General features: G+C 40.4%; 8 protein-coding genes and 1 pseudogene. 4 read left to right on the top strand and 5 right to left on the bottom strand.

Annotated elements, in window-relative coordinates:
* From N480_RS08970 to N480_RS08950, 5 genes are all read right to left on the bottom strand, one after another.
* Positions 1-1333: condensation domain-containing protein (locus tag N480_RS08970; protein ID WP_231102244.1), on the bottom strand; the 1333-nt coding region annotated here is incomplete at its 3' end.
* A gap of 33 nt (positions 1334-1366) precedes the next feature.
* The gene (locus N480_RS08965) at positions 1367-9037 is read right to left on the bottom strand and encodes a hybrid non-ribosomal peptide synthetase/type I polyketide synthase (protein WP_063372175.1); all 7671 of its coding nucleotides are present in this window, start codon (positions 9035-9037) and stop codon (positions 1367-1369) included.
* A gap of 380 nt (positions 9038-9417) precedes the next feature.
* Positions 9418-10548 carry a hypothetical protein gene (locus tag N480_RS08960; RefSeq protein WP_063372174.1) on the bottom strand — a complete coding sequence of 377 codons (1131 nt, stop codon included), beginning with the start codon at positions 10546-10548 and terminating at the stop codon, positions 9418-9420.
* A 75-nt stretch (positions 10549-10623) separates the two neighbouring features.
* Positions 10624-11559: a hypothetical protein gene (locus N480_RS08955; protein WP_063372173.1), complete on the bottom strand. Its 936-nt coding sequence runs from the start codon at positions 11557-11559 to the stop codon at positions 10624-10626.
* Positions 11559-12767: an AAA family ATPase gene (locus N480_RS08950; protein WP_063372172.1), complete on the bottom strand. Its 1209-nt coding sequence runs from the start codon at positions 12765-12767 to the stop codon at positions 11559-11561. Before N480_RS08950 ends, N480_RS08955 begins: the two co-directional genes overlap by 1 nt.
* A gap of 1104 nt (positions 12768-13871) precedes the next feature.
* Here N480_RS08950 and N480_RS24980 point away from each other — a divergent pair.
* The 4 genes and pseudogenes from N480_RS24980 to N480_RS08930 form a co-directional block, all read left to right on the top strand.
* Positions 13872-14594: pseudogene (locus N480_RS24980) on the top strand (integrase core domain-containing protein); the annotation flags it as partial.
* A gap of 413 nt (positions 14595-15007) precedes the next feature.
* The gene (locus tag N480_RS08940) at positions 15008-16261 is read left to right on the top strand and encodes a cupin-like domain-containing protein (protein ID WP_063372170.1); all 1254 of its coding nucleotides are present in this window, start codon (positions 15008-15010) and stop codon (positions 16259-16261) included.
* A gap of 73 nt (positions 16262-16334) precedes the next feature.
* Positions 16335-17120 carry a phytanoyl-CoA dioxygenase family protein gene (locus N480_RS08935; RefSeq protein ID WP_063372169.1) on the top strand — a complete coding sequence of 262 codons (786 nt, stop codon included), beginning with the start codon at positions 16335-16337 and terminating at the stop codon, positions 17118-17120.
* A gap of 31 nt (positions 17121-17151) precedes the next feature.
* Positions 17152-22674 carry a type I polyketide synthase gene (locus tag N480_RS08930; RefSeq protein ID WP_063372168.1) on the top strand — a complete coding sequence of 1841 codons (5523 nt, stop codon included), beginning with the start codon at positions 17152-17154 and terminating at the stop codon, positions 22672-22674.
* Positions 22675-22692: the final 18 nt, after the last annotated feature.

Here is a 22692-nt window from a genome sequence, read left to right as displayed (position 1 = left end):
TGGCTTTAAATAGATCGCTGCAGTATTCGATGTTTAGAGTGACCTTGCCATCTCGGAGGTAAATAAATAATAAAAGGTCAAATTTGCTTGTTTCATTATCAATTGCAATTTCTTCAAATGTCAGACCGTTAAGGCTCACCCTATTGCTATCAATAATGTCTTGCATAACGAACATCACTTGAAATAACGGTGAGTACGAAAGGCTTCTCGGAAGGTTAATTTTTTCCAACAAAGTCTCGAATGGTAATGCCTGATGTGACATAGCTTCTAAACTCGTGCTCTTTACGCACTCAAGAACTTCATAAAAGCTCGATGTAGCCGATAATTGATCCCTCAATACTAAAGTGTTCGCAAAAAAGCCTATTTGGTCGGCAAACTTTGCATCTTGCCGATTCGCAACAGCCGTTCCAATGGATACATCATACTGACCGCTGTAGCGGGCCAAAAGCAGTTTAAAAGCAGAAAGATAAGTCATGAACAATGACGCATTACGTGATTGAGCGAGTTGCTTCACTTGTTCAGCCAGTGTTGCATTTAATACAAAGCTATGCTTTTTTCCAACAAATGATTGAGTCGGTGGACGAGCAAAATCACATGGCAGTTCAATTAGGTTGTTACAGCCTTTAAGTTTATTTTGCCAATAATCTAAATCGATTTGCCGCTGCTCACTAAGTAGGTAGGACCGTTGACCTTCTACATAGCTATCATACTGTGCAGACAAGGGGACGAGTGATATATGCCCCGTTTTAACTTGCTGATCATAGGCTTGAATAAAGTCTCGCTTAAATATGTCCATGGACCAACCATCGAAAACCAAATGGTGGAAGTTCATAAGCAAGATATGTTCGGTGTTATTTGTGCATAATAACTGCACACGATATAGCTTTTCTTTATCAAGCTTAAAAATATGTCTGGCTTCGCCCTTGAGCCATGCATTCACCTCATTTGAAGCAAGGTTTACAAGAGGAATATCAAAAAAGCTAGCTTCAGTTGCAGATTGGTAAGGTTTACCTTCCTTTACCATCAACTTCAAACGCAGTGCATCATGCTTTTTGACGACCTCATTGAAAGCCAAAGAAATGGCTTTTAAATCAATTTCCCCGGTAATTTTTATCGCAGCGGGAATATTATAAGCAGCTAGATTTTGCTCATCGAGTTGGCTTAATGTCCACAGCCGTTGCTGCGAAAAAGATAACGGGAACTCTGTAGCCAGCTCTTTCTCTTCATTTTTTACTTTATTCTTATTGGGCTTTGCACGGTTTTTTAGACGCTTTAAAAGTGCAAGCTGTTCCTCTGAGGAAAGACAATCAAAATCTACTGTATTCTTATCCATTTTACATCCTAGCAAATAAATATCGGTGTATACCTACTCTGCTTCCTCGGTAGACAAAAGCATGCTGTTTAATACTACTTTGCTTATATTGGCAACCGTAGCTTGCTCAATAAATTCCTTTAGAGTTAAAGAAACTGAGAACTCTTCATTGATTGCACTAAGCACCTTCATGGCAGCAAGTGAATTACCGCCTACTGAAAGAAACTCATCGTGAATACAAATATCCTCCGAGCCAAGTAAAGTTTGCCATTGTGTTAAAACCCATTTTTCTAATTCATTTCTCGGAGCGACAAGCTCTTTTTTCACTTCATTATCATCAAAATTGTGCAATAGAGATTTGTAATCCAATTGCTTAAGCATTTTTCGATTTAACTTCCCATTATCGGTAATTGGTAAATCAGAAAGTTGTATGAAGAAGCTTGGACGCGCTTGGACTGGGAGCTGATTGTTAACGCGAGATCTGAGTATCGATTTCGGGACATTGTCACCTGTATAATAAGCTATCAAAGTATCCCCTTGAAGCGTATCCTGAATCAGGACTACCGCACAGTTGTGAACAGTTGGCTCATCACAAATTAGAGATTCAATCTCACCCAGCTCGATTCTCACACCGTTGACTTTGACTTGATCATCCACTCGACCCAGATACTCAATTTGGCCTTGTACATTAACCTTCGCTAAATCACCTGTTTTATACATTTTCCCTCCACATGATGTGAATGGATCTGGCAGGAATAATGTCGAGGTAAGTTCGGGTTTATTCCAATAGCCCGAGGCTAGATTAGCACCGGAGATGTATAATTCCCCCATCACTCCCATTGGTACAGGTTTTAATTGCTCATCTAAAATGTAAATTTGTGTGTTATCAATTGGTATCCCTATCGGAACACTTTCGGCATGCTCAGAAAGTATATTGCAATCAAACATCGTGACATCGATGGCCGCTTCTGTAGGTCCGTATAAATTCTCTAGCTGAGTATTTGGGCAAAAAACTTTAAACTGATTGACTAAGCTGATTGGTAGCGACTCTCCACTACATACAACCCTTTTAACCCCATTTAAACCTTGCGGCTGGATCTGCAAAAACACGTTTAGCATTGAAGGGACAAAGTGCAACAATGTAACCGCTTGTTCTTTAATAGTCTGAACTAACTTTGCTGGTTCTTTGTGAAGTCCATGTGGTGTGATAATCATTGACGCTCCCGTCATTAACGGAAGAAATATTTCCCACACAGAGACATCGAAGCCGATCGGTGTTTTAAACAAGATTCGGTCTTTCTCAGACACATCATATTGCTCTTGCATCCAACGCAAACGGTTCAATAGAGCCCCATGGTTATTCACAACGCCCTTGGGACGGCCCGTAGATCCGGAGGTGTAGATAATATAAGCCGAGTCATGATGTTCTAGACAGAGGTTCACAGGCCTGTGAGGCTGTTTATCAAGTAATGTGCGAAGATGCTGATTAGATACAAATGTCGAGTCAAACTCTTTGAGTATACTCATATCATCACACACGACCAGTTTAAGCTGGGCATCTGAAACGGTATACGATAAACGTTCTTGTGGATAGTCAGGTTCAAGTGGAACATAAATTGCTCCAGCCTTCAATATGCCCAAAATATAAACTATCATCTCAATACTTCTATTTTGGAAGATACCGACTCTATCGCCTTTATCAATACCGCTTTCGATTAGCCAATGTGCAAACTGATTACTGCGCTTTTCTAGCTCACCCCGAGTGATAATTGCCCCCTCAAAATATAAAGCGGGTTTATGAGGTTCTTCGAGAAGTTTTTCGCAGATCAACGTAACAATGTTGCTCTCTACAGGGAGGTCCTTCTTTGGCCCCCTCAGAATACTGCCCAGAGCATCTGCACTTTCATCTTTAATGAGTAAGGCTTCAGAAACTGGAGATTCGGGCTCTTTTGACAAGCTCGACATCAAGCTTAAGAAATTATTCGCTAACGCACTGATTGTAGATTCATTATATAGAGACGTATTAAATTCTATTTGACCGCTCAGCACATTATCTTTTTCTTCGATAAACATCGTTAAATCAAACTTAGACGCACCATTAGACAATGTTTGCATTTGATATTCTAGACCGTCACCATGACGATTTGGCGTAGGATAATTCTGCAGAACCAACATAGTCTGAAAGAATGGTAAGGCACTGTTACTACCGAGTTTCTCAACTATTATATCAAATGGAAGATCTTGATGAGCATAGGCTTGGGAAGCACAGTGTCGAACGCTCGACAGTAAAGACAAAAAGCCATTTGAAGGGGAAATTTGCGTTCTTAGTGGTAATGTATTCACATACAGACCCACTGAATTATCAAGCTCGTTACTATGATGACGGTTCGAAATTGGACAACCAACGATCACATCGAGCTGCCCACTATACCGTGACAGCAACAGTTTAAACCCTGCAAGCAACACCATATATAAGGTAGCGTCTGATCGTTGCGCCAATGATTTGAGTGATGAAGTGAGTTTTTCATCGATCTCAAAGCGAATAAAGTCACCGTTAAACACGCCTTTATTTTGACGCTTAAAATCTGATGGTATGGTTGAAGTTGAAGGGCTGTCGGCTAGATTTTCTAACCAATACGGAAGTTGAGATGTAGCCCATTGGTTTTCAACTTGTGCTTGCTGCCAAATTGTAAAATCAGCATATTGTACAATCTGATGCCTAGGCTCTATTGAAACAGATTTACAATCGGCCAGCAGCTGTGAATACACTTCCAGCAGTTCACTTTGTACTATTTTCGCTGACCAAGCATCAAATATCATATGATGAAAGACCAGTATTCCATGGCACAGTTCAGAAGATAGACGAACTAAATGAAACCTAAGCAAAGGCGCTAAATCTAAAGAGAAACGTTTAGTCGCCAACAGTGACTCTATCTCCGAAAGTTTCTTTTTGGCTTCAAATTCAGATAGATGACTAAGATCACTCACCGGCACATCGATATCCAGAGACGATAAAATTATCTGTTCTGGCATACCATTGCGCGTCACAAATTGCGTCCTCAAGATTTCATGACGCTGGACTACTATATTTAACGCAGCCGTTAATTTATCTGTATCTAAATGGCCAGAAAATTGTATTGAGACAGGCATATTAAACAATGCATTGTCTGCGACTTGTTCCTGAATCCACATCCTGTTTTGAGAATATGACAGGGGTAGGGTGGTGGGGCGATGGCATAAAAATTCAGACTCTGGTCTACCCAAGTCTTTAGAAGCAACAAGCTCAGATGCAAGTTCATTCAATTTGGTGAGTGCAAAAACCTTAGAAATAGGTACAGTAATACCGTATTCACTTTTAAGCTGCGAAATAACTTGCGAGGCTAGCACAGAGTCCCCGCCTAGTGTGAAGAAATCATCGAAACGGCTAATTTGCGTAACACCTAACAGATTACGCCATACATCCGCTAAGATCTTTTCATGCTGACTATCTGGCGCATCGAACTCTTTAACTGCGTCTCTCTTGAATCGAGGTTTGTGCATTGGAGCCTGAGTCACATTATGCTGAGATTTGGCTAATTGGACTCTTGCATGCCATGGCCTAGTTGAAACTACAATTTGGTTTAAGTGCCTGTTTTCAAGCACCCTGCTCAACACATCAACCCCTTCTTCATCAGTAATACCAAGCGAAAGTTCATGTGCTTTTTGGGCCTGAAACTTAGGGTCAATATTCGTATTTGCAGCCATACCTGACTGTTGCCAAGTATCCCAATTAATGGTCACCACATTTTCAAAATGTGCACGCATTTGCTCTGCATAAGACTCCATAAACCTATTTGCCGCGGAATAATCAGCTTGGCCGACTCGACCAACAAATGATGCAATGGAAGAGTAAAGAAAAACGAATTCCATTTTTTCAGGGTTGAGTAATTTAAATAAATTCACCGTACCTTGGATTTTCGATTCCACAACGTCGCGGATATCTTGTTCTGACTTTGCGATCAGGCGTGTCATACTTGCCATGCCTGCTGCATGAATCACACCATTAACCTCCTGATGTTCAAAAATAATCTGAGCAAAAGCTTGCTGTAAACTATTAAAATCAGAAACGTCAGCACTGAGCACTGTTAGATTGTTAACGCGCTGCTCTAGTTCCAACAAACACGCTATTTTATTTCGCAATTCGGGGGAGGTTTCTGGTTGGTCCATTATCGATTTCCAAGTACTCCTGCTTGGCGCACCAGAGCGACTTATGAGAACTAGGTTAATATCTTGACTACTGGCCAGCCACTTAGCCGTTACAAGCCCTATACCGCCCAGACCACCGATAACGACATAGGTCCCGCCTGCTGTTAAATTGGGGATCGACTCAGATACTGGCAATAAATTGATTTGATGGAGGTCTCTTTTCCATACAGCCTCTTTTTCGTACTTAAGTTGGCCGGTCTGGTATTGCTTAAATAGGCAATGCAATACCTTTTTAGCATCTTCTTCTATCTTATCAATTGGCGCTATCGATACAGCACAGCTTTGCAAATTACCGATCTCATTTTCAATACTCGCAAGCAATGGCGCCACCAGTGCATTTTCAGGCGATAATTGTGACTGAGCATGGTGCTCTGTATGATTACTAATTACTGTCAACTTGAAGGGCAAGTGCTGTGCTGTATCTTGTAGCGCTTGGGCAAGGTAAATGAGGCCAAACAGGTTTCGATATAACGTCGTTGCGTCATATGCTTTTTCCAGCGGTGCATTTAGGTCCCACGCAACTACAATATGACACTGACGGTATTGGCTTAGCAATTGCTCTAGAGAAGAAAAGAGCATTGTATACTGACTCTTTTCATCAAATCGCATTTCGTAGCCGTTATTTACCTTAGCAAAGTGCTCGCCCTGACCAATAAAAATCACTTCATCAGATGATGGCACCAAACCAAAAAGCATATCACTGAGTAGTTCTTTTTCTCCAAACACGAGTTTTAATTCAGACGGTATAGGTTGATTCGCAGCAAAAGCGGACTCAGGCACAAGGTGCCAGCTCGGCAAATAAAACCATTCATCCAACCTCGATTTTTGTAATCTTTGCGTTTTATTTGCCGGAGGGGATATCCAATGATATTGTTTTTCAAATGGATATGTTGGCATGTGAACTTTTCTAGGTGCTATCTCACTATTTAACTGAGACCAATCCAATGCAACACCGTAACACCAAACTTGACCAGCCATTTGCGTGAAAAACTCAAGTGCACCTTGTTCTTGAGAGGGGTGTGGCAACGAGCTGCAAATTGCAGGCTCGTCATCAATAATTTTCCGCGTGATTTGTGCCAGCGCATTTCCAGGGCCAACCTCAAGAAAGACTTGTTGATTGCCTAACTCTCGGAGCGTGTTGACGCCACGCTCAAATTGAACGGGCTCCCTTAACTGACGGACCCAATAGTCTACTGATGTGGCTTCGTGGGCTTTAATTAATTTCCCTGTAACACTCGAGACATACGGCCTATCAGGTGCAGCTAAGTTAACATCTTGAAACTCAACTCGAAACTCATCTAGAACTTCATCCATCATTGGACTGTGAAATGCGTGCGACGTTTTTAGCAGCTGGCTTTTTACATACTCACTCGATAGCTTTGATTGTAATTCAGAAATCTCTTCACTTGGTCCAGCAACAACACATAGATGGGGGGCATTGTACGCAGCGATCACACTATTTTCACCAAGCTTGTTAACCAGCTCACTTGCTGCCAGCTTAACTGATAACATGCTCCCTGGCGTCGCCTTATGCATAATCCGGCCACGTGCAGACACTATTTTTATTGTATCTTCCAAGCTCATTACATTAGTCAAACATGCTAATGTGTATTCACCTATACTGTGCCCTAGCCCTTGCGCCATATCGACACCAAGGGACTGCCATAATTTCGCTAAGCTATACTCTATCGCAAATATAGCAGGCTGACTTAACCATGTTTGATTAAGCACCTCTAAGCCCTTGTCATCCAAGGCAGAGACGTAAAGCACACTTTTTAGATCACAGCCAATAAGTGGCGTAAATTCATCACTTATTTTGTCCAACCAATAACTAAACGTTTCATTCTTTTCGTAGAGTTCTTTTGCCATTTCAAAATACTGACTACCTTGACCTGAGAATAACATCGTAACTTTAGGGTTTTTGTATGCTTTTATCGACAATGTGTCTTTTGAAAGTAAGTTTGCGGCTTCAGATTTGTTCTGCACACCTATGGCATAGCGATACTCAAAGTGTTCTCTGCCTGTTTGTAAGGTATAACAACAATCTGCGAGCCGGTGTTGCGTTGATTCAATGAATGTAGCAAATAAAGATCTCTGACTGTCTAACGCAGTTGGCGTTTTTGCAGATAGCACCATCAAAGAAGATGCATTTGATTCAGGTAATGCGTTTCTGTTCGGCGCTTCTTCTAACACAATGTGTGCATTACTTCCCCCGATACCAAAAGAACTAACAGAAGCTCTCCGTGGGTTTTTACCTTCTTTCCAATCGCACAAACTCGTGTTAGTGAAAAAGGGGCTATTTTCAAAATCAATGCTTGGATTATGATGTTCACAATGAAGAGTAGGGGGGAGTTGTTTGCTTTCTAGCGCTTTTACTACTTTTATAAACCCAGCGACACCCGCCGCAGAAACTAAATGGCCGATATTTGATTTAACACTGCCTAGCGCACAAAACTGTTTTTCATTTGTCGAAAAGGCATCCTTTAATGCCGCGATCTCAATAGGGTCACCTGTTTCAGTGCCTGTACCATGCGCCTCGATATACCCAATAGTCTCAGCGTCAATATCCGCCATCGCGATGGCTTCCGAAATAACCTTGCTTTGTCCATTTAAACTTGGAGCGGTAAAGCCAACCTTATCAGAGCCATCATTATTAGTTGCAAACCCTCTAATAACAGCCATTATGGTATCACCGTCTTCTAAGGCTTCATCCAAACGCTTTAATAAAACGACGCCAGCCCCATTGCCAAAAACAGTTCCATCAGCATTTTCACCAAATGCATGGCATTGGCCTTGCTTAGAGAATATGCCGCCTTCTTTATACAGATACCCCTGTTCTTGCGGCGTATCTATACGAACCCCACCAGCAAGCGCGACATCACATTCGTATGTGAGTAGGCTCTTACACGCTTCAACTATAGCAACTAAAGAAGAGGAGCACGCTGTATTCACAGAAATACTAGGACCAGTGAGATTCAGCTTATATGAAACTGATGTTGCCAGGTAGTCCTTATCATTGCCGTAAGCTACCGCAGCTTCACCAATAGAAGAGAAGACCTCATCATTTTTCCATAGATTATTCAATAAGTAGCTACTAATGGCTGTGCTACCAAATACGCCTACAGACTTAGTTGAATCTAAGCCCCTGTATCCACCGAGCTCTAACGCTTCATAACAACATTCTAAAAATATCCGCTGCTGTGGGTCTGTGACATCAGCTTCTCTGGGGGTAAACTGGAAAAAATCAGCATCAAAAAATTCTACATCCTTAACAAAACTTCCTACTTGAATGTAGTCATCTTGTTTTAAGATAGCATCAGGTATGGATGATTTAGCTTCGGCGCTTAATTCGTTAATTGATTCCACACCGCTGGCAATATTTTCCCAATATTTAGACGCCGTAATGGCATCTGGAAAACGGCAGGTAGTCGCTATAACAGCAATTCCGTTTTCTGGTAAGTCCTTATTATCAATCGACATCTGAATATATTTCTTTGTTATTCTTAGTTTATTTTGGAGAGTTTTGCTCCAACGGAGTGTAACATTTCTAAATCATATAACAACAAGTTTATAATATTAATAACAACACATATCAGAAAGGTAATAGTGATGTTTATAAATTGATAAGCTCAGGAATATTAAAGAATTACTAACGGGGCTGCGAAAGTAGTTTCTCACATAGAAGAGTGACTAGGCATTTATAAAAAGAATATAACACTACCCAATTTACATGGTGTATATTACATAAAACACTATATCTATTGGGGTCTAAGTCTATATACGGTAGGAGCATACGTTCTCACTCACCTAAAATTCCTTTCCTGGCAAGAAGATATTTTATCTGTCTGGCGCTCGACAGTTTATTTTATCAAATCTTTCATTTCCTCTTCATTTACTGATTTAAGCTCAATGGCCTTTGCTTGTTTGTTTAAGCCGATAACTTCCTCAGTAAAGCGTTGACTAGGATAGATGGTGTATTTGTAGTCAACAATAACATCATGCTCATCCTTTCTATTTTCAACATCATAGTCATGGATAATATCAGCCTCGATAAAATCTCTCATCGTCTGCGTCATATCACGCCTAATTGCGACTAAACGGCCACTCTCAATATTATTGCTTTCAATGGCACCAAATCTAACCATTTGGTCAACCAGCATGAAATGATAACTTTTCCCAGTCGCCGCATAACGGAACATAGTATAAAGCCTTACAGCCAGCCACCGGGATAGTGAACGGCTAAAACTTTGTGTACGTTCAAATAAATACCCTCTGTACTCTACATTTTCAATTTTTGAAGCAACAATACTGTTAAGCACTGCAATGCATTTAACACTTGTTCTACCTCGTTCGCCACTAAAATGAACTGCATCTAAGTAGTTTGTAGTTGTATCATAATGCTCCACATCACCAGTCGCAGGATCAACCACATCTAAAACCAAGCGTAAACTCGCTAACTTTAATATCTGTAAAGATTCTTTTAGATCAGGTAAATTCAAGGTCTGATTTACAGATTTCATTTCGTTTTGTAGCTCTTTCAATGAAAACGCAACAGCATAGCGCTCGCCCATTTTTCCATTAATCGCTATGATATTTCCTTTGGATGCTAAACGTATCAGAGCGCGCTCAACTTTTTCCTCTCGATCGGATGGGTAGGCAATGTAATCAATATCTTTTTTGCTGATTATTGCGGGGGTTATCTCTATTCGGCCCTGATATTCTTTTCCTTGTATTTTGTCTGATACTTTCCTTTTTGTGACCGCTTTATCTGCCTCAGAGAGTAGGGAGGGACGCCTTTTTTCTCTCACAAAGCGAGACCAAAGATCATAGTTCTGAAATGTATTAGAAACGACGAGCCCTGATTTTTCACCCATCACCCCAGTATCAACAAAGCGCGATAATTGAAAAACCTCGTCCGCATTTTGAATATCTCTCACCTGCTCGCGAAAGCTTTCTGGTAAGTTACCAACTTTTACTGTTTTATGGTTCATGACAATATTTACCTCCAGCTCTGAGAACAGGGCCGCTTATCTATTCAGTTAGATTTGAGAAGACATTATGAAATATCAACTCAACTCTCTTTTTAGTAAGTCTGCAACTTTTGTAATGGTATCCTCAGGGATACTCTCTGAGAAAGTAATGTTCAAACGCCCTTTAGCATCTAGCTTTGTTGAAATTTGTTTAAAATCGAACTTAGCTTCCCATGGATTTTTTGGCTTAACTTGCTTTGGCCTTAGTTTTGCCAATAACATTTGCTCTATTTTTTTTGATAATACAGCGTAATCTCTTTCATTATCTTGTTGTTTATAGGCATCAATATCACTCTCAAACTTGAATTTGACGTATTGCACCGCTGACTCTAATTTTTCTTCTGATATATTTAATCCGGTTAGCTCTTTTACAAATCTAAATGTAATATGTTGATATGCAGGAAAAAGCTCCCAAAGAGATTTAGGTAGCTTTGAGATTCTTTGTGCCATATTTGCAGTATCTTTGCTCACTTTGAAGATATCTCCAAGTACACGTGAACTAAGCTTTGAAAACTCCTCATTTATAGAAATTGTCAGCCCTATATCGACAAAAGAAGGAGCTACATAGACATCTGAAAACTGAGCAAGATACCTTTCATCTACCTCTTCGAGATGTGCAGCTCTATACCCAATTAACACAGCATTTTCAGTTTGCTTTACCGCAAAAACCCGACGTAAACCAACAACTACTTTATAATTATCTTTCGAACCAACGGTATAAATATGATATGTATTACGTTTGGCGTCTTGAATTGAGGGTAGTATGTCCTGTATTGCTGGTAGCTTCAGATCATTGTACCGACGCGGATTAAACTTAGATTGTTTTATATTGTCAGGAATATCACTCGAGTTTATTTCAAACGGATAGAAACGAACTCGATTACCTGATGGAAATAATTTTTCAATAGAACCATCGGCAAGCTTAGACTCAGGTAATACATTTTCCATTCTGGCTTTTATCTTTAGTGCCATTATTTCACCTTCTCCAAATCTCTTTCTACTTGATAGAAAAGGGCTGATGCAAGTTTTTTAACTGCGTCAGCAGCCAACTTTAAACTTACTTTTGAACCGTCATAATCTTTGCCTTGAATTGTCAAAACAGTTTCATAAGATTGTCCAACTTTGTTAAAAGCCTCTGAACTTGGCAGATTCTCAGGGAGCATATCATCAAGGGTTTTAACATAATGCCTTTGTGATGTTCTATGCTCTTCTTTTGAAGGAATGAACTTTGTTAAAAAACCATAAAAACCGATAATATTTGTTTGTGAACCATTGGTTTCAATTTCTTTTATCATCGAAGGTAAGCGTTCAAGAAACTTCAATGTTGAATGCATATCTACATGTGCAGGAGGGGCGGGCATGATTAAGAAATGACTTGCTACAAATGAATTCATCAATAAAGGATCTAAGTGAGGACCTGTATCCAAAAATATAAAATCAAAGTCGTGTTTGATTTTATCAATTAGATTTGTTTTCAGCAAATCATAGACCGGTGTGTTGTAGCCTTCTGACTTTAATTCTTCATGGATGCCCATCCACGAACTGGCTACAAACCCGTCTTCAATTGACGCAGGCATTAGCTTAACACCCGGTACATTTGAGTTGACAAAACCTTTCTCTAAAATTTCTTCTCTACTTAAATGAGGATTAACACAAATTTGAGCTGCAGTATAATCAAAATTATTTACAGTGTAATGGTGATTTAAAAACATGGTCGCTGAGCCTTGTGGGTCCATATCTATCACCGCTATTCTAAGATCTTCTTTCACTAAATCAGGTGTCAATCTAAAGCCTTGAGCTATAGAAACGGTAGAAACCGTTTTTGTTACACCCCCTTTCAAAGAATTAACGAAAATGACGGTAGCTTCGTCGTGTCTATCACGCCATTTCTTTTCCCCTTTTTTTTCGTATATTTTGATGATGTCTTCAATTGATAGGTTATATACTTCTATTGAGCCGTGTATTTTTTTTTGCAGCGTTGTACCTTCAGCTTCTAATTCAGCAATATATTTATCAACACTTGTTCTAGAAAGCTTTTGGAATTGTTTGTAAACAGCTGCTTTTGTGTAAGTAGGTAAGCCTTTAAAATCAATTTCAGCCTTTAAAGTATCAATATCTTCGCTTAATTCCCTTAAAGAGGTTCTTGCTCTGAGGGCCATCGCATCGAAGTCAACCGCCATTATCGTTTTTTCCTGTTAGATTTTATAAAAACAATATTATTTAAAAAAAGCATGTTTTTCAATTAAAATGTCAGAAAATGTTGCTTTTACAAAAAAACATAGCACAAGCCATACAATGTTTGCATTAGCATAGATTACATTGAGCTATCTAGGTTATGTATGTATTACCTTAGGTAATATGATTAATATATTGGTTAATATATATAGGTAATAAGGTTAGATGTACTAATATGTTCTTTAATTTATTGATTTATAATGACAATGTTGATTTTTCTAGATCGTAATTACACTATATTTAGATCAATAACACACCCTTTCTCAGATCGATTTTACACTATATTTTCTGGTTACAAGGGTTTTTACACACAGCTTTTGCACATTTTTATGCACAGAATTTTGGCACAGATCGTAATTACACTATTAAAATGAGTTAACCTATCCCCAAAAAATACATAATTGACACTTCTAAAATGGTGTAGATCTGATCTCCACTATATAAAGATCCGATCTACACCATTCTGAACCGAGTTTATTCACAACGACGCAAGCTGAATCAGATCAATATTACACCATCTAACCCTTTTTTCCGTTATATGGTGTGATATTGATCTTTGAGTAGTAAATGTTGATGCTCATTTATTAAGCTTATAATTTTTATGGTGTTTTTTATTTGTTCAGCTAATCTTCAGTTTTTCAGTAGCGTAAGTTGGGGTATTGAGAGTGGGTTTCAGGATGGTTTTTTCCCCTTTTTTACACAATAAATCAGCTTGGATCGAAATTACACTATTTTATTAGCGTATCCCTTGGGGGCGTGGTTGGTTATTAAGTGCTCTTTAGAACAAAGTTACACCATTTAAAGTACGTCTTTTTATCTGCTAGTTCCTTTACTTTGTAGCTCAGAACATAATTACACTATTTAAATATGAACAACTCTCTATCTTACAGGCATCCACTTCCCTTAACATGAGACATGTTTAATTAGAGTTTTCTGTAATATCGCCAACAGTAAAAAGTCACGTTTTGCAGAATCTCTAGATCAGCACGGTACTTAAAGAAATCGATGTCGGCTTGAAGGTTGAAGAGGTGTGTCGAAAGCACGGATTAAGCGGCGCTACTCACTACCGCCAAGAACAAGACTGGCGAAAGGCTGACACTGCCTGCCATTGATACGATACTATCAATGCAGAATTAAAAAAGTCCCTCTATAGCTGGGTTCTCGAAACGCAATGGGCGACTTCGCTTTAAAGGCTATCTGTTTAGCCATAAGCGTGTATATCGGGTGTATTGCCAAATGGGTTTAAACCTAAAACGCTAGGTGAAACGTGTGTTACCTAAGCGAATAGCGCAGCCGTTAGAAGTTGTTGCTCAAGCAAATCATCAATGGAGCCTAGACTTTATGCATGACACTTTATATTGCGGAAAACGATTTAGAACGCTCAATATTGTGGATGAAGGCACACGGAATGTTTGGCCATTGAGGTGGATCCTTCTTTACCTGCTGGACGGGTTGTTAGGGCGCTTGAACAATTAAAAGCGGAACGTAATTTACCGAAACAAATTCGAGTATGCAACTGGCCTGAATTAATATCAGCAAGTCTAACTGACTGCTGCGAAATACATAATATCGAATTAGTTTATTTACTGTCTAGAAAATCACAACAAAATGGGATTGTTGAACGCTTCAATGCTTCATTTAGTCGAGAGTTTTTAGATGCTTACTTGTTTGAATCACTTAATCAAGTGAAAGGAATTGTGTGGTTCTGGCGTTTGGATTACGGCGAAGAGCGCACACATGAAAGCCTTGAAAATCTGTCACTTGCTGCTTATCGAACCAAATTTGAAAACTCTAATTCGCAGGTGTTTTATAAACGAGGGAGTGGAAAAATAAGGCAAAACAATAGTGTTTCATATATGTTAATTTTACGGTTTTTTTATTATCATTTTTGCAATTGATTTGGGCGTAATTAAGCCGTTTTTTGCTCTTGACAAAGTAACTTAACCTACAAATGAATTTGTCGTCATTTCGTTTAAACTTCATTTTTTTTCAATTTCTTCCTTTTTATTTAGGTGTTTACGTAGAAATGCAATTGTTTTGTGTGATAACTTTATATAGATAAAATGTAATCACTAGTTTTTTTAGTGTTTATTTTTGTTCTCCGTATGTTGTTTTTTGGTTTCACCCTAATAGAAGGGGGGATTCCATTTAATTTGTGGTTTGTTGTAAAGGGAATGTATGAAGTATGGTTGGTGAGATAAAGCGGATTGATTTCAGTACTCCAGGTATAGAAAAAATCGTCAGGGAAAATCTAAATAATAGCGTTCCTTTTATTATTACAAACGCTTTGAATGAAACCCCCACTTGGGATGTTGACTACCTTGAGTCCAAATTAGGGGATTTCCCATGCAATGTGAGATATTACGGAAAGAAAAAATTTAGCGGCAGTAAAAGTGATTGGCAGCTCTATATTAAATCAATGCAAGCGACGACTTTTTCTGAATATGCTGACCAATTGCGTTCAGGTACCGCATTTCAAAATCGAATTTATTATGCTCAGCAAGAAATAGACGATACTGCGCTTGAAATTGAGCAGATGCAAAATATTGTAAGTCGCTTTGGATTGAAGAAAAAGAGTGGTTTCAATATTTGGTGTGGCCCAGATGGGCATCGTGAACCGTTGCATTATGACCACGCCGATGGATTCTTATTTCAGCTACACGGCAATAAAAGAGTGAGGCTTTTCCCCTACTCACAAACTAAAAATCTCTACCCATTTCCAGCGAACGTCACCGTAGGTTGGTGGTTTAGTCAGGTCGACCTAGATAATCCCGACTTTAATCGCTTTCCTAATGTGTATAAAGCGTATGAACACATGCTTGAGTTTATTCTAGAGGAAAAAGAAATTCTTGTGATTCCGTGGGGATGGTGGCATGAGAACGAGAGTCGTGGCGACAAGATGACTTGCTCTGTCAATCAGTTTTTTTATAGTCGCCCTTGGTGGCGTTCTACCGCTTTATCCCCAAGACCTTTAGTGATCACAGCCGAAGAAAAATGGCGAGATATAAAAACTAGACTTGGTGTGCGCACTAACGCATATTCTAGAAGCTTTACTATTAATAAAAATGCGCAGCTAGTGCAAGAAGCTTTGCTAAACAAGCAGGCAATTACTTCGTGGTACAACAAAGATATCTCTTGGCCAAGAGACGATAAATTTGTCATGCAAGTCAATCGTAATCAAATCGATGTCAATATTCGTCAAGAGAGTGCCAATAAAATTTGTTGGGAGTTAGGTGGACACCCGTCTGGTTTTGCATCTGGTCGAATTGTTTACGAAATCACACCAACATTATTACCTGAATATATAAATATTAAAGCAACGCAGTTTGATGTGACACCTGCGGCAACAAAGCATTTAAAAGGCATGCTTAATCACTCACTAATTAGTTTGAAAGACTACGTCGAAGTAAACGAAGGTGACCCCTTCTTAGCTTGTTAGACGGTGGTAATAAGTCCTTTTTTGGAAGATAACAAAAAAAATAACTGGTATGAATTGCCAGAAAGGATTGTACATGAGTTCAGACATGAACCTCGCTCGGGAGCAGTATCAAATGCGAGGGTTTTGGGTTGCTCCTAAATTATTGTGTGATGCACAGTTAGATATTTTACATGAAGCCATGGATGATGTAATGGATGGCTTCTACGACACTGGTATTGAGCCAATTGATACGGCTGCTCAATCATACGACCCAAGAGACACAATACGAGACATTAATCAGGTCCACGTAGCCAATCAGGCCATATATGATTTGGTTACAAATACGGACTTGGCACATATGCTAGCTAAAGTTTTAGATGCAAAAGCTATACAGATATGGGGCACACAGCTGTTTCATAAACCCGCTGCATTATCGAGAAAGTGTAATATCGGCTGGCATCAAGATTATTTCTTTCATAAAAAGTATTTTGAGCCAGACAGTGAAATTTTCACCGTCTGGATAGCAATTTCTGATGTTCAGGAGAATTCAGGTCCTGTTCAAATGGTTCCTGGGTCTCATAAATGGGGGTTTTATGACATTCAATCCTCACCAAAGGAGTACATACTAGGGCAGTTAAATGAAGCGCAAAAATCGTCGTGGCAAGAGGTCCCTGTGCTTTTGCCAGCTGGTTGCTTTAGTGTACACCATAGCCTGACTTTTCATGGTAGTTATTCTAATTTGTCTAATGTCCCTCGTCGGTCTATCGCAATACGGTTGCGAACTGAAAAATCAAGGCCGGCTTCTGATTCTAAGGTCGATCTAAGAGATTTCCAATCATACCCAATAATAATGGGCACTCCTGAAGACTTTGAGTTCTAAGCTGCAACAATAATTTATTTACGGAAAAAGTATGGATAGTTCAAACCACCTTTCTCGCATTGCCATTGTAGGTATGTCAGGCGCATTTCCTGGTGCTCGAGATATATCTGAGTTCTGGAATAATATTACTAATCAAGTTGAGTCAGTTACCATCCTAGATGAAGAGCAGGCATTACAGGTTGGAATTGATCAGGGCACCTTAAATAGCCCTAATTTTGTACCTGTTGCAAACAGGTTACAGGACATTGAATACTTTGATGCTGAGTTTTTTGGCTACTCACCAAAAGAAGCTAGCATTATGGACCCACAGCAGCGCTTATTATTAGAACATGCTCATTTGGCTTTAGAAGATGCAGGTTATTGTCCTGAAAAAACGGACTCTAAAATTGGTATCTACGCTGGTATTGGGTTTAGTACTTATCTACTCAATCATGTATTTAAAAACCAAGAAGCCAGCAAGGCTGTTAACCCCATGCAAATTATGATCGCAAACGATAAGGATTATGCAGCAACCCGCATTGCATACAAGCTTGGTCTGACAGGGCCAGGTGTCAACCTTGGTACTGCATGTTCAACTTCTTTAGTGGCGATTCACTTAGCAAGCAGAAGCTTATTGAGTTATGAAGCGGATATGGTATTGGCTGGCGGTGTAAAAGTAGATTTGTTGTATCAATATGGTCAACATCACACAGCAGGCGGCATTTTTTCATCAGATGGACACACTCGAGCGTTCGACGCCAAAGCCGATGGTACGACATTTGGTGATGGTGCTGGTATGGTGGTGCTAAAGCGGTTAGAAGATGCGATCGATGATGGGGACCATATTTATGCGGTAATACGAGGTTCCGCTATTAACAATGATGGTCACGATAAAATTGGCTACACTGCGCCCAGTATCAATAGTCAAGCTGAAGTCATTTCTATGGCGCAAGCTATTGCTGATGTCCCACCTGATGACATCGGATATGTTGAAGCACACGGTACTGGCACACCTTTGGGTGATCCTATTGAGGTTGCAGCATTAACTCGGGCTTTTCGAGAAGGTACGGATGATAAACAATTTTGCGCTATCGGATCAGTAAAAACCAATGTCGGTCATTTGGATGTTGCATCGGGTGTTGCCGGTTTTATCAAAGCGGTTAAGTCAGTTGAAGAAGCTAAGTTGCCTGCATCATTGCATTTTGAGTCACCAAATCCAGAAATCCATTTTGATTCAAGCCCATTTTATGTCAATACGCAGCTAACCCCGTGGCCGTCAAGCTTTGCAAAAAGAATTGCAGGTGTGAGCTCTTTCGGTGTTGGTGGTACCAACGCTCATGTGGTTATTGAGCAAGCGCCCACTCGTAAAGAGAGTCTCGTGTTGCGTCCATATTCTGCTTTGCAATTATCAGCAAAAAATGCGGATAGTTTAGCAAGTTCAGCACTTAAGCTAGCTAACCACTTAGAGTGTAATCCTGATCTGAATTTGGCCGATGTTGCTTACACACTCAGAGTTGGGAGGCAAGATCATGAATTACGTCAATCGGTTACAGGTTCAAATCCTCAGCAGATAATTGAACAACTTCGAGCACTTGCAAGCAGCAAAAAATACACAACAGTCGATGCGGATAAAAAATATTCTGTGTGTCTTATGTTCTCAGGACAAGGTACTCAATATTTTGAGATGGCTAAAGAGCTGTTTAGTCAAGAGCGGGTGTTTAGAGAAGAATTTGAAGCGTGCTCGGCACACTTTAAAACGCACTTATCAGCGAATTTAGTAGAGGTTATTTTTAATAACTCACCGTTAAGTCAGGAGCTAGATCAGACATGGTTGGCACAGCCGGCGATCTTCTGTGTTGAGTATGCACTGGCAAAGTTAATAATGTCGTATGGTATTACGCCAAAAGCGATGATCGGACATAGCTTGGGGGAATACGTCGCGGCGTGCTTGGCTGGTGTGTTTTCATTGCAAGACGCGACATATTTAGTCGCCACTCGAGGCCGAGTGATGCAAAAGCAAACACCAGGCTCTATGTTAGCGGTCGCGCTAAGCGAACAAGAACTGATATCATCACTTGATGAATGTATTGATATTGCTGCAATAAATGGCGCACAGCAATGTGTGGTTTCAGGACCTAGCGGCGCGATAGCGGCGTTTGCCCAGAAAATGTCAGAGCAAAACGTGCGCACCAGTTCTTTGGTTACCTCTCATGCGTTTCACAGTGCCATGATGATCCCTGCGATGGAAGAATTTGCTGACACGTTGAATAACGTCACTTTTAATGCACCGAGTATTCGTATTGTTTCTAACCTTACGGGCAACTGGGTCAATGCACAAAAAGTACAAACGCCCCAGTATTGGCTAGATCATATTCGCGAACCTGTTCGATTCTTTGATGGCTTGCAACAGTTGGCCAAAATTTCAAATTGTATTTTGCTTGAAGTCGGTCCTGGCGCAGTGTTAACTAAGCTCGCACGCAGAGGCTTGGCAAATAAAGTGCCTGTTATTGATACTTTGCCATCTCAAGGGGATGTAAAAAGCGCCTCGCATAAAGTGACTGAAGCGCTTGCGAAGCTGTGGGAAAATGGCTTACATATTGATTGGTATGCTTATTATAGGGATGAGAAGTTACAACGCGTTAGTTTGCCAGGGTATGCGTTCTCGAAACAAAAATTCTGGGTAGAGGCTACAGATAGCAGTAATTTTGCGAGTAAAATGAATCAAAGTGCGTTGCACAAATGCACTGATCCGGCTGATTGGTTTTATGTGCCAGTGTGGCAGCAAAGTATTGTTAGTAATACCACGAGCTCATGGGCTGAGCTTGGCCCTATATTGGTTCTTGCTGATGATCATGGGCAAGCTATGCGCCTGTATCAACATTCCGAACACGCGATTGTAGTAACATCAGACAATGAATTTAAAAAGCTTGGACACTTGCAGTATTCTGTAAACCCCGCAGATCGCGATAGTTTCAGTCGCTTGGCAGAAGAATTAAACGATTTACAAATAGTGCCTAAAGCCATGGTGAATTTCTGGCCATTAAACGTAATTGAAAGTAATACTCAGTCATTTACTGATGATAGAAAATATGCCTACGACGGTTTAGTGAATGCGTGTCAAGCGCTCGGCACTTTTCCACTTTCAGGTAAATTACCGGTATTGAGTGTTACGCAAGGTGCATTCAATGTGTTTGGTGATGATAGTGTATCACCTCTTGCGACAATGGTGCCTGCATTGACAACTGTTCTCAATCAGGAATTACCTCATTTAGATTGTAAGGTCGTTGATTTTGATAGCGTTCGTGATTTGGAGGAAACAGCCTTCAATCGAACATTATGCACAGAGCTGTCCCTGAACCTTGAAAATAAGGTGTCAACTTACCGACAAAACCAGCGTTGGTGTAAGTCTTATCAACGCTACTCAAGGTCTATCAGTGAAACACCGAATACGCTAGAGAACAACAGTGTTATCGTGATCACTGGAGGGTTAGGTAATGTAGGCTTTGTGTTAGCTCAATCTCTGGCGAAACAAGCCCGTATTACGATTCACTTTATTGGTCGCTCAGAGTTAGCGCCACCTCAGCAATGGAATGAGTTGAGAGAGTCATCAGAATGCGATGCCCAATTACAGAAAAAACTGGATAAGATTCATACACTGGAGCAGCTTGGTGCACGAGTGCATTACCATGCTGCTGATGTGTCAGACCTGACACAGTTAACACGTGCTTTTGATCAAGCTGTCGAGGTATCTGGCAAGATTACAGGGATTATTCATGGTGCGGGTCATTATGCCTTTGCCACTCTCGATGCACTGAGTGTTCAAGATGTTAATGCCTCGTTCTCACCTAAAGCTCAAGGGGTGCACAACCTCGCTAAAGTCTATGAAAAACTACAGCCCGAATTTTGTCTGTTGCTCTCATCTATCTCTTCTGTATTAGGTGGGCTTGGTTATGCGCCATATGCTGCGAGTAATGCTTACTTGGACGGCTTTTGTGAAGCAATGCGCCGCAAGGGCCATAAAGGATGGACAACTTTAAACTGGGATGCTTGGAAGTTGGACCAGCAAGCTCAAGAAGATAAATCTGGTTTGATGAAAATGGCGATCGAAGCTGAAGAAGGAGAGCATGCTTTTGAACTGGCGCTCGCCTATAAACAGCAAAAACAGCTGATTATTTCAACAGCAGACTTGAATGCACGAGTGATGCAATGGACTTATTCAGGCACTGATACTGCAGGTGACAGCAACACGGATGCCGCGTCTTTACAGACCATATCTGATGACCCAGTTATGCAGAAACTTTACGGTATTTGGGTTAAGTTGTTTGGTACGGATGCTATTTCGCTTGATGATGACTTTTTTGAGTTAGGTGGAGATTCATTGCTTGGTATGAACTTTGTTAGCGAGTTCCAGCGCGAGTTCGGTGTGAATATTTATGTAAGAGCCATCTTTGAAGCTCCAACGATTAGTGCGCAAGCAGCGTATGTCCATCAACAATACCCTGAGCTTACCGCTAAGATACTGGGGCAAAGTACGTCCTTGTCAACACACAAGAAGCCTTTATCTTGGCAAGACTATATGGGATATGTTGAACGCTTTAATGCGGCCAACCAAGACCTACCAGTGTTACAAAACCTACAAAGAAAACAGGTCTTTATTCTTAGTCCACCGCGTGCAGGTTCAACCTTGCTGCGGGTTATGATGGCTGCAAACAGCCACTTATGTGCGCCACCAGAACTGGAGCTGTTGTGTTTTAAAGATTTAGCAGCAAGACAAACTGCATTTAGCGGTAATGATCAGTATAGGAACAATGGTTTACTTAGTTTAATCAAGCATGTATATGATTGTGACGACCAATTTGCAGAGGATGTCATGGCGCAGTATTTATCAGACAATCGCATCGAATCTGTCTATGCGGATATTTCCAATAGACTTGGTGAGCGAGTTTTGGTCGATAAGTCACCTGTTTATTCACACAGTATTGATGTGCTTCGCCGTGCTGAGTTGATGTTTGAGGATGCAATCTTTATTAATCTACAAAGACACCCTTGTGGCATGATCCAGTCACATAAAAAGGCGCGATTGGACCTACTTTCCGAAGGTGTTGGCGTTCCTGCGGAGGACTTAGCAGAGGTTCAGTGGAATCTTGCCACTCGGACTATTGAGTCATTTTTGGAAGAGATCCCAAAAAACCGTCAATGGAATATTAAATTTGAGGACCTCATCGCGAAGCCAAACGAAGAGTTAAGGGCGTTATGTGAGTTCCTAAATGTCCCTTATGAGGAAGCCATGCTTGAACCCTATTCGGGTTCATCTAACTTAATGACCTCTCCAGAGATTTTAGTCGGTGATCCGAATTTCCATCGTCATTCTGGTATTTCCACGGATGTTGCGCAGAAGTGGCGTGATGATATGTCCGTTAATGATTTAGCAGACTTTACACGTGAATTTGCCGCATCGATAGGTTATGAAATGCAGGAAAGTGTGCCACAACAGCCAGTATCCGACACCGCAATCGATGACTTGGAAGGCCTTAGTGATCAAGAACTTGACGCTTTATTAAATCAATTAAGTTAATAGGCCGAGCAAATTAAA

It is taken from the genome of Pseudoalteromonas luteoviolacea S2607, assembly GCF_001625575.1.
GTDB classification, from domain to species: Bacteria; Pseudomonadota; Gammaproteobacteria; order Enterobacterales; family Alteromonadaceae; genus Pseudoalteromonas; species Pseudoalteromonas luteoviolacea_E.
The sequence above is the reverse complement of the archived record's forward strand: the minus strand, read 5'-3'. Positions and strand labels throughout refer to the sequence as shown.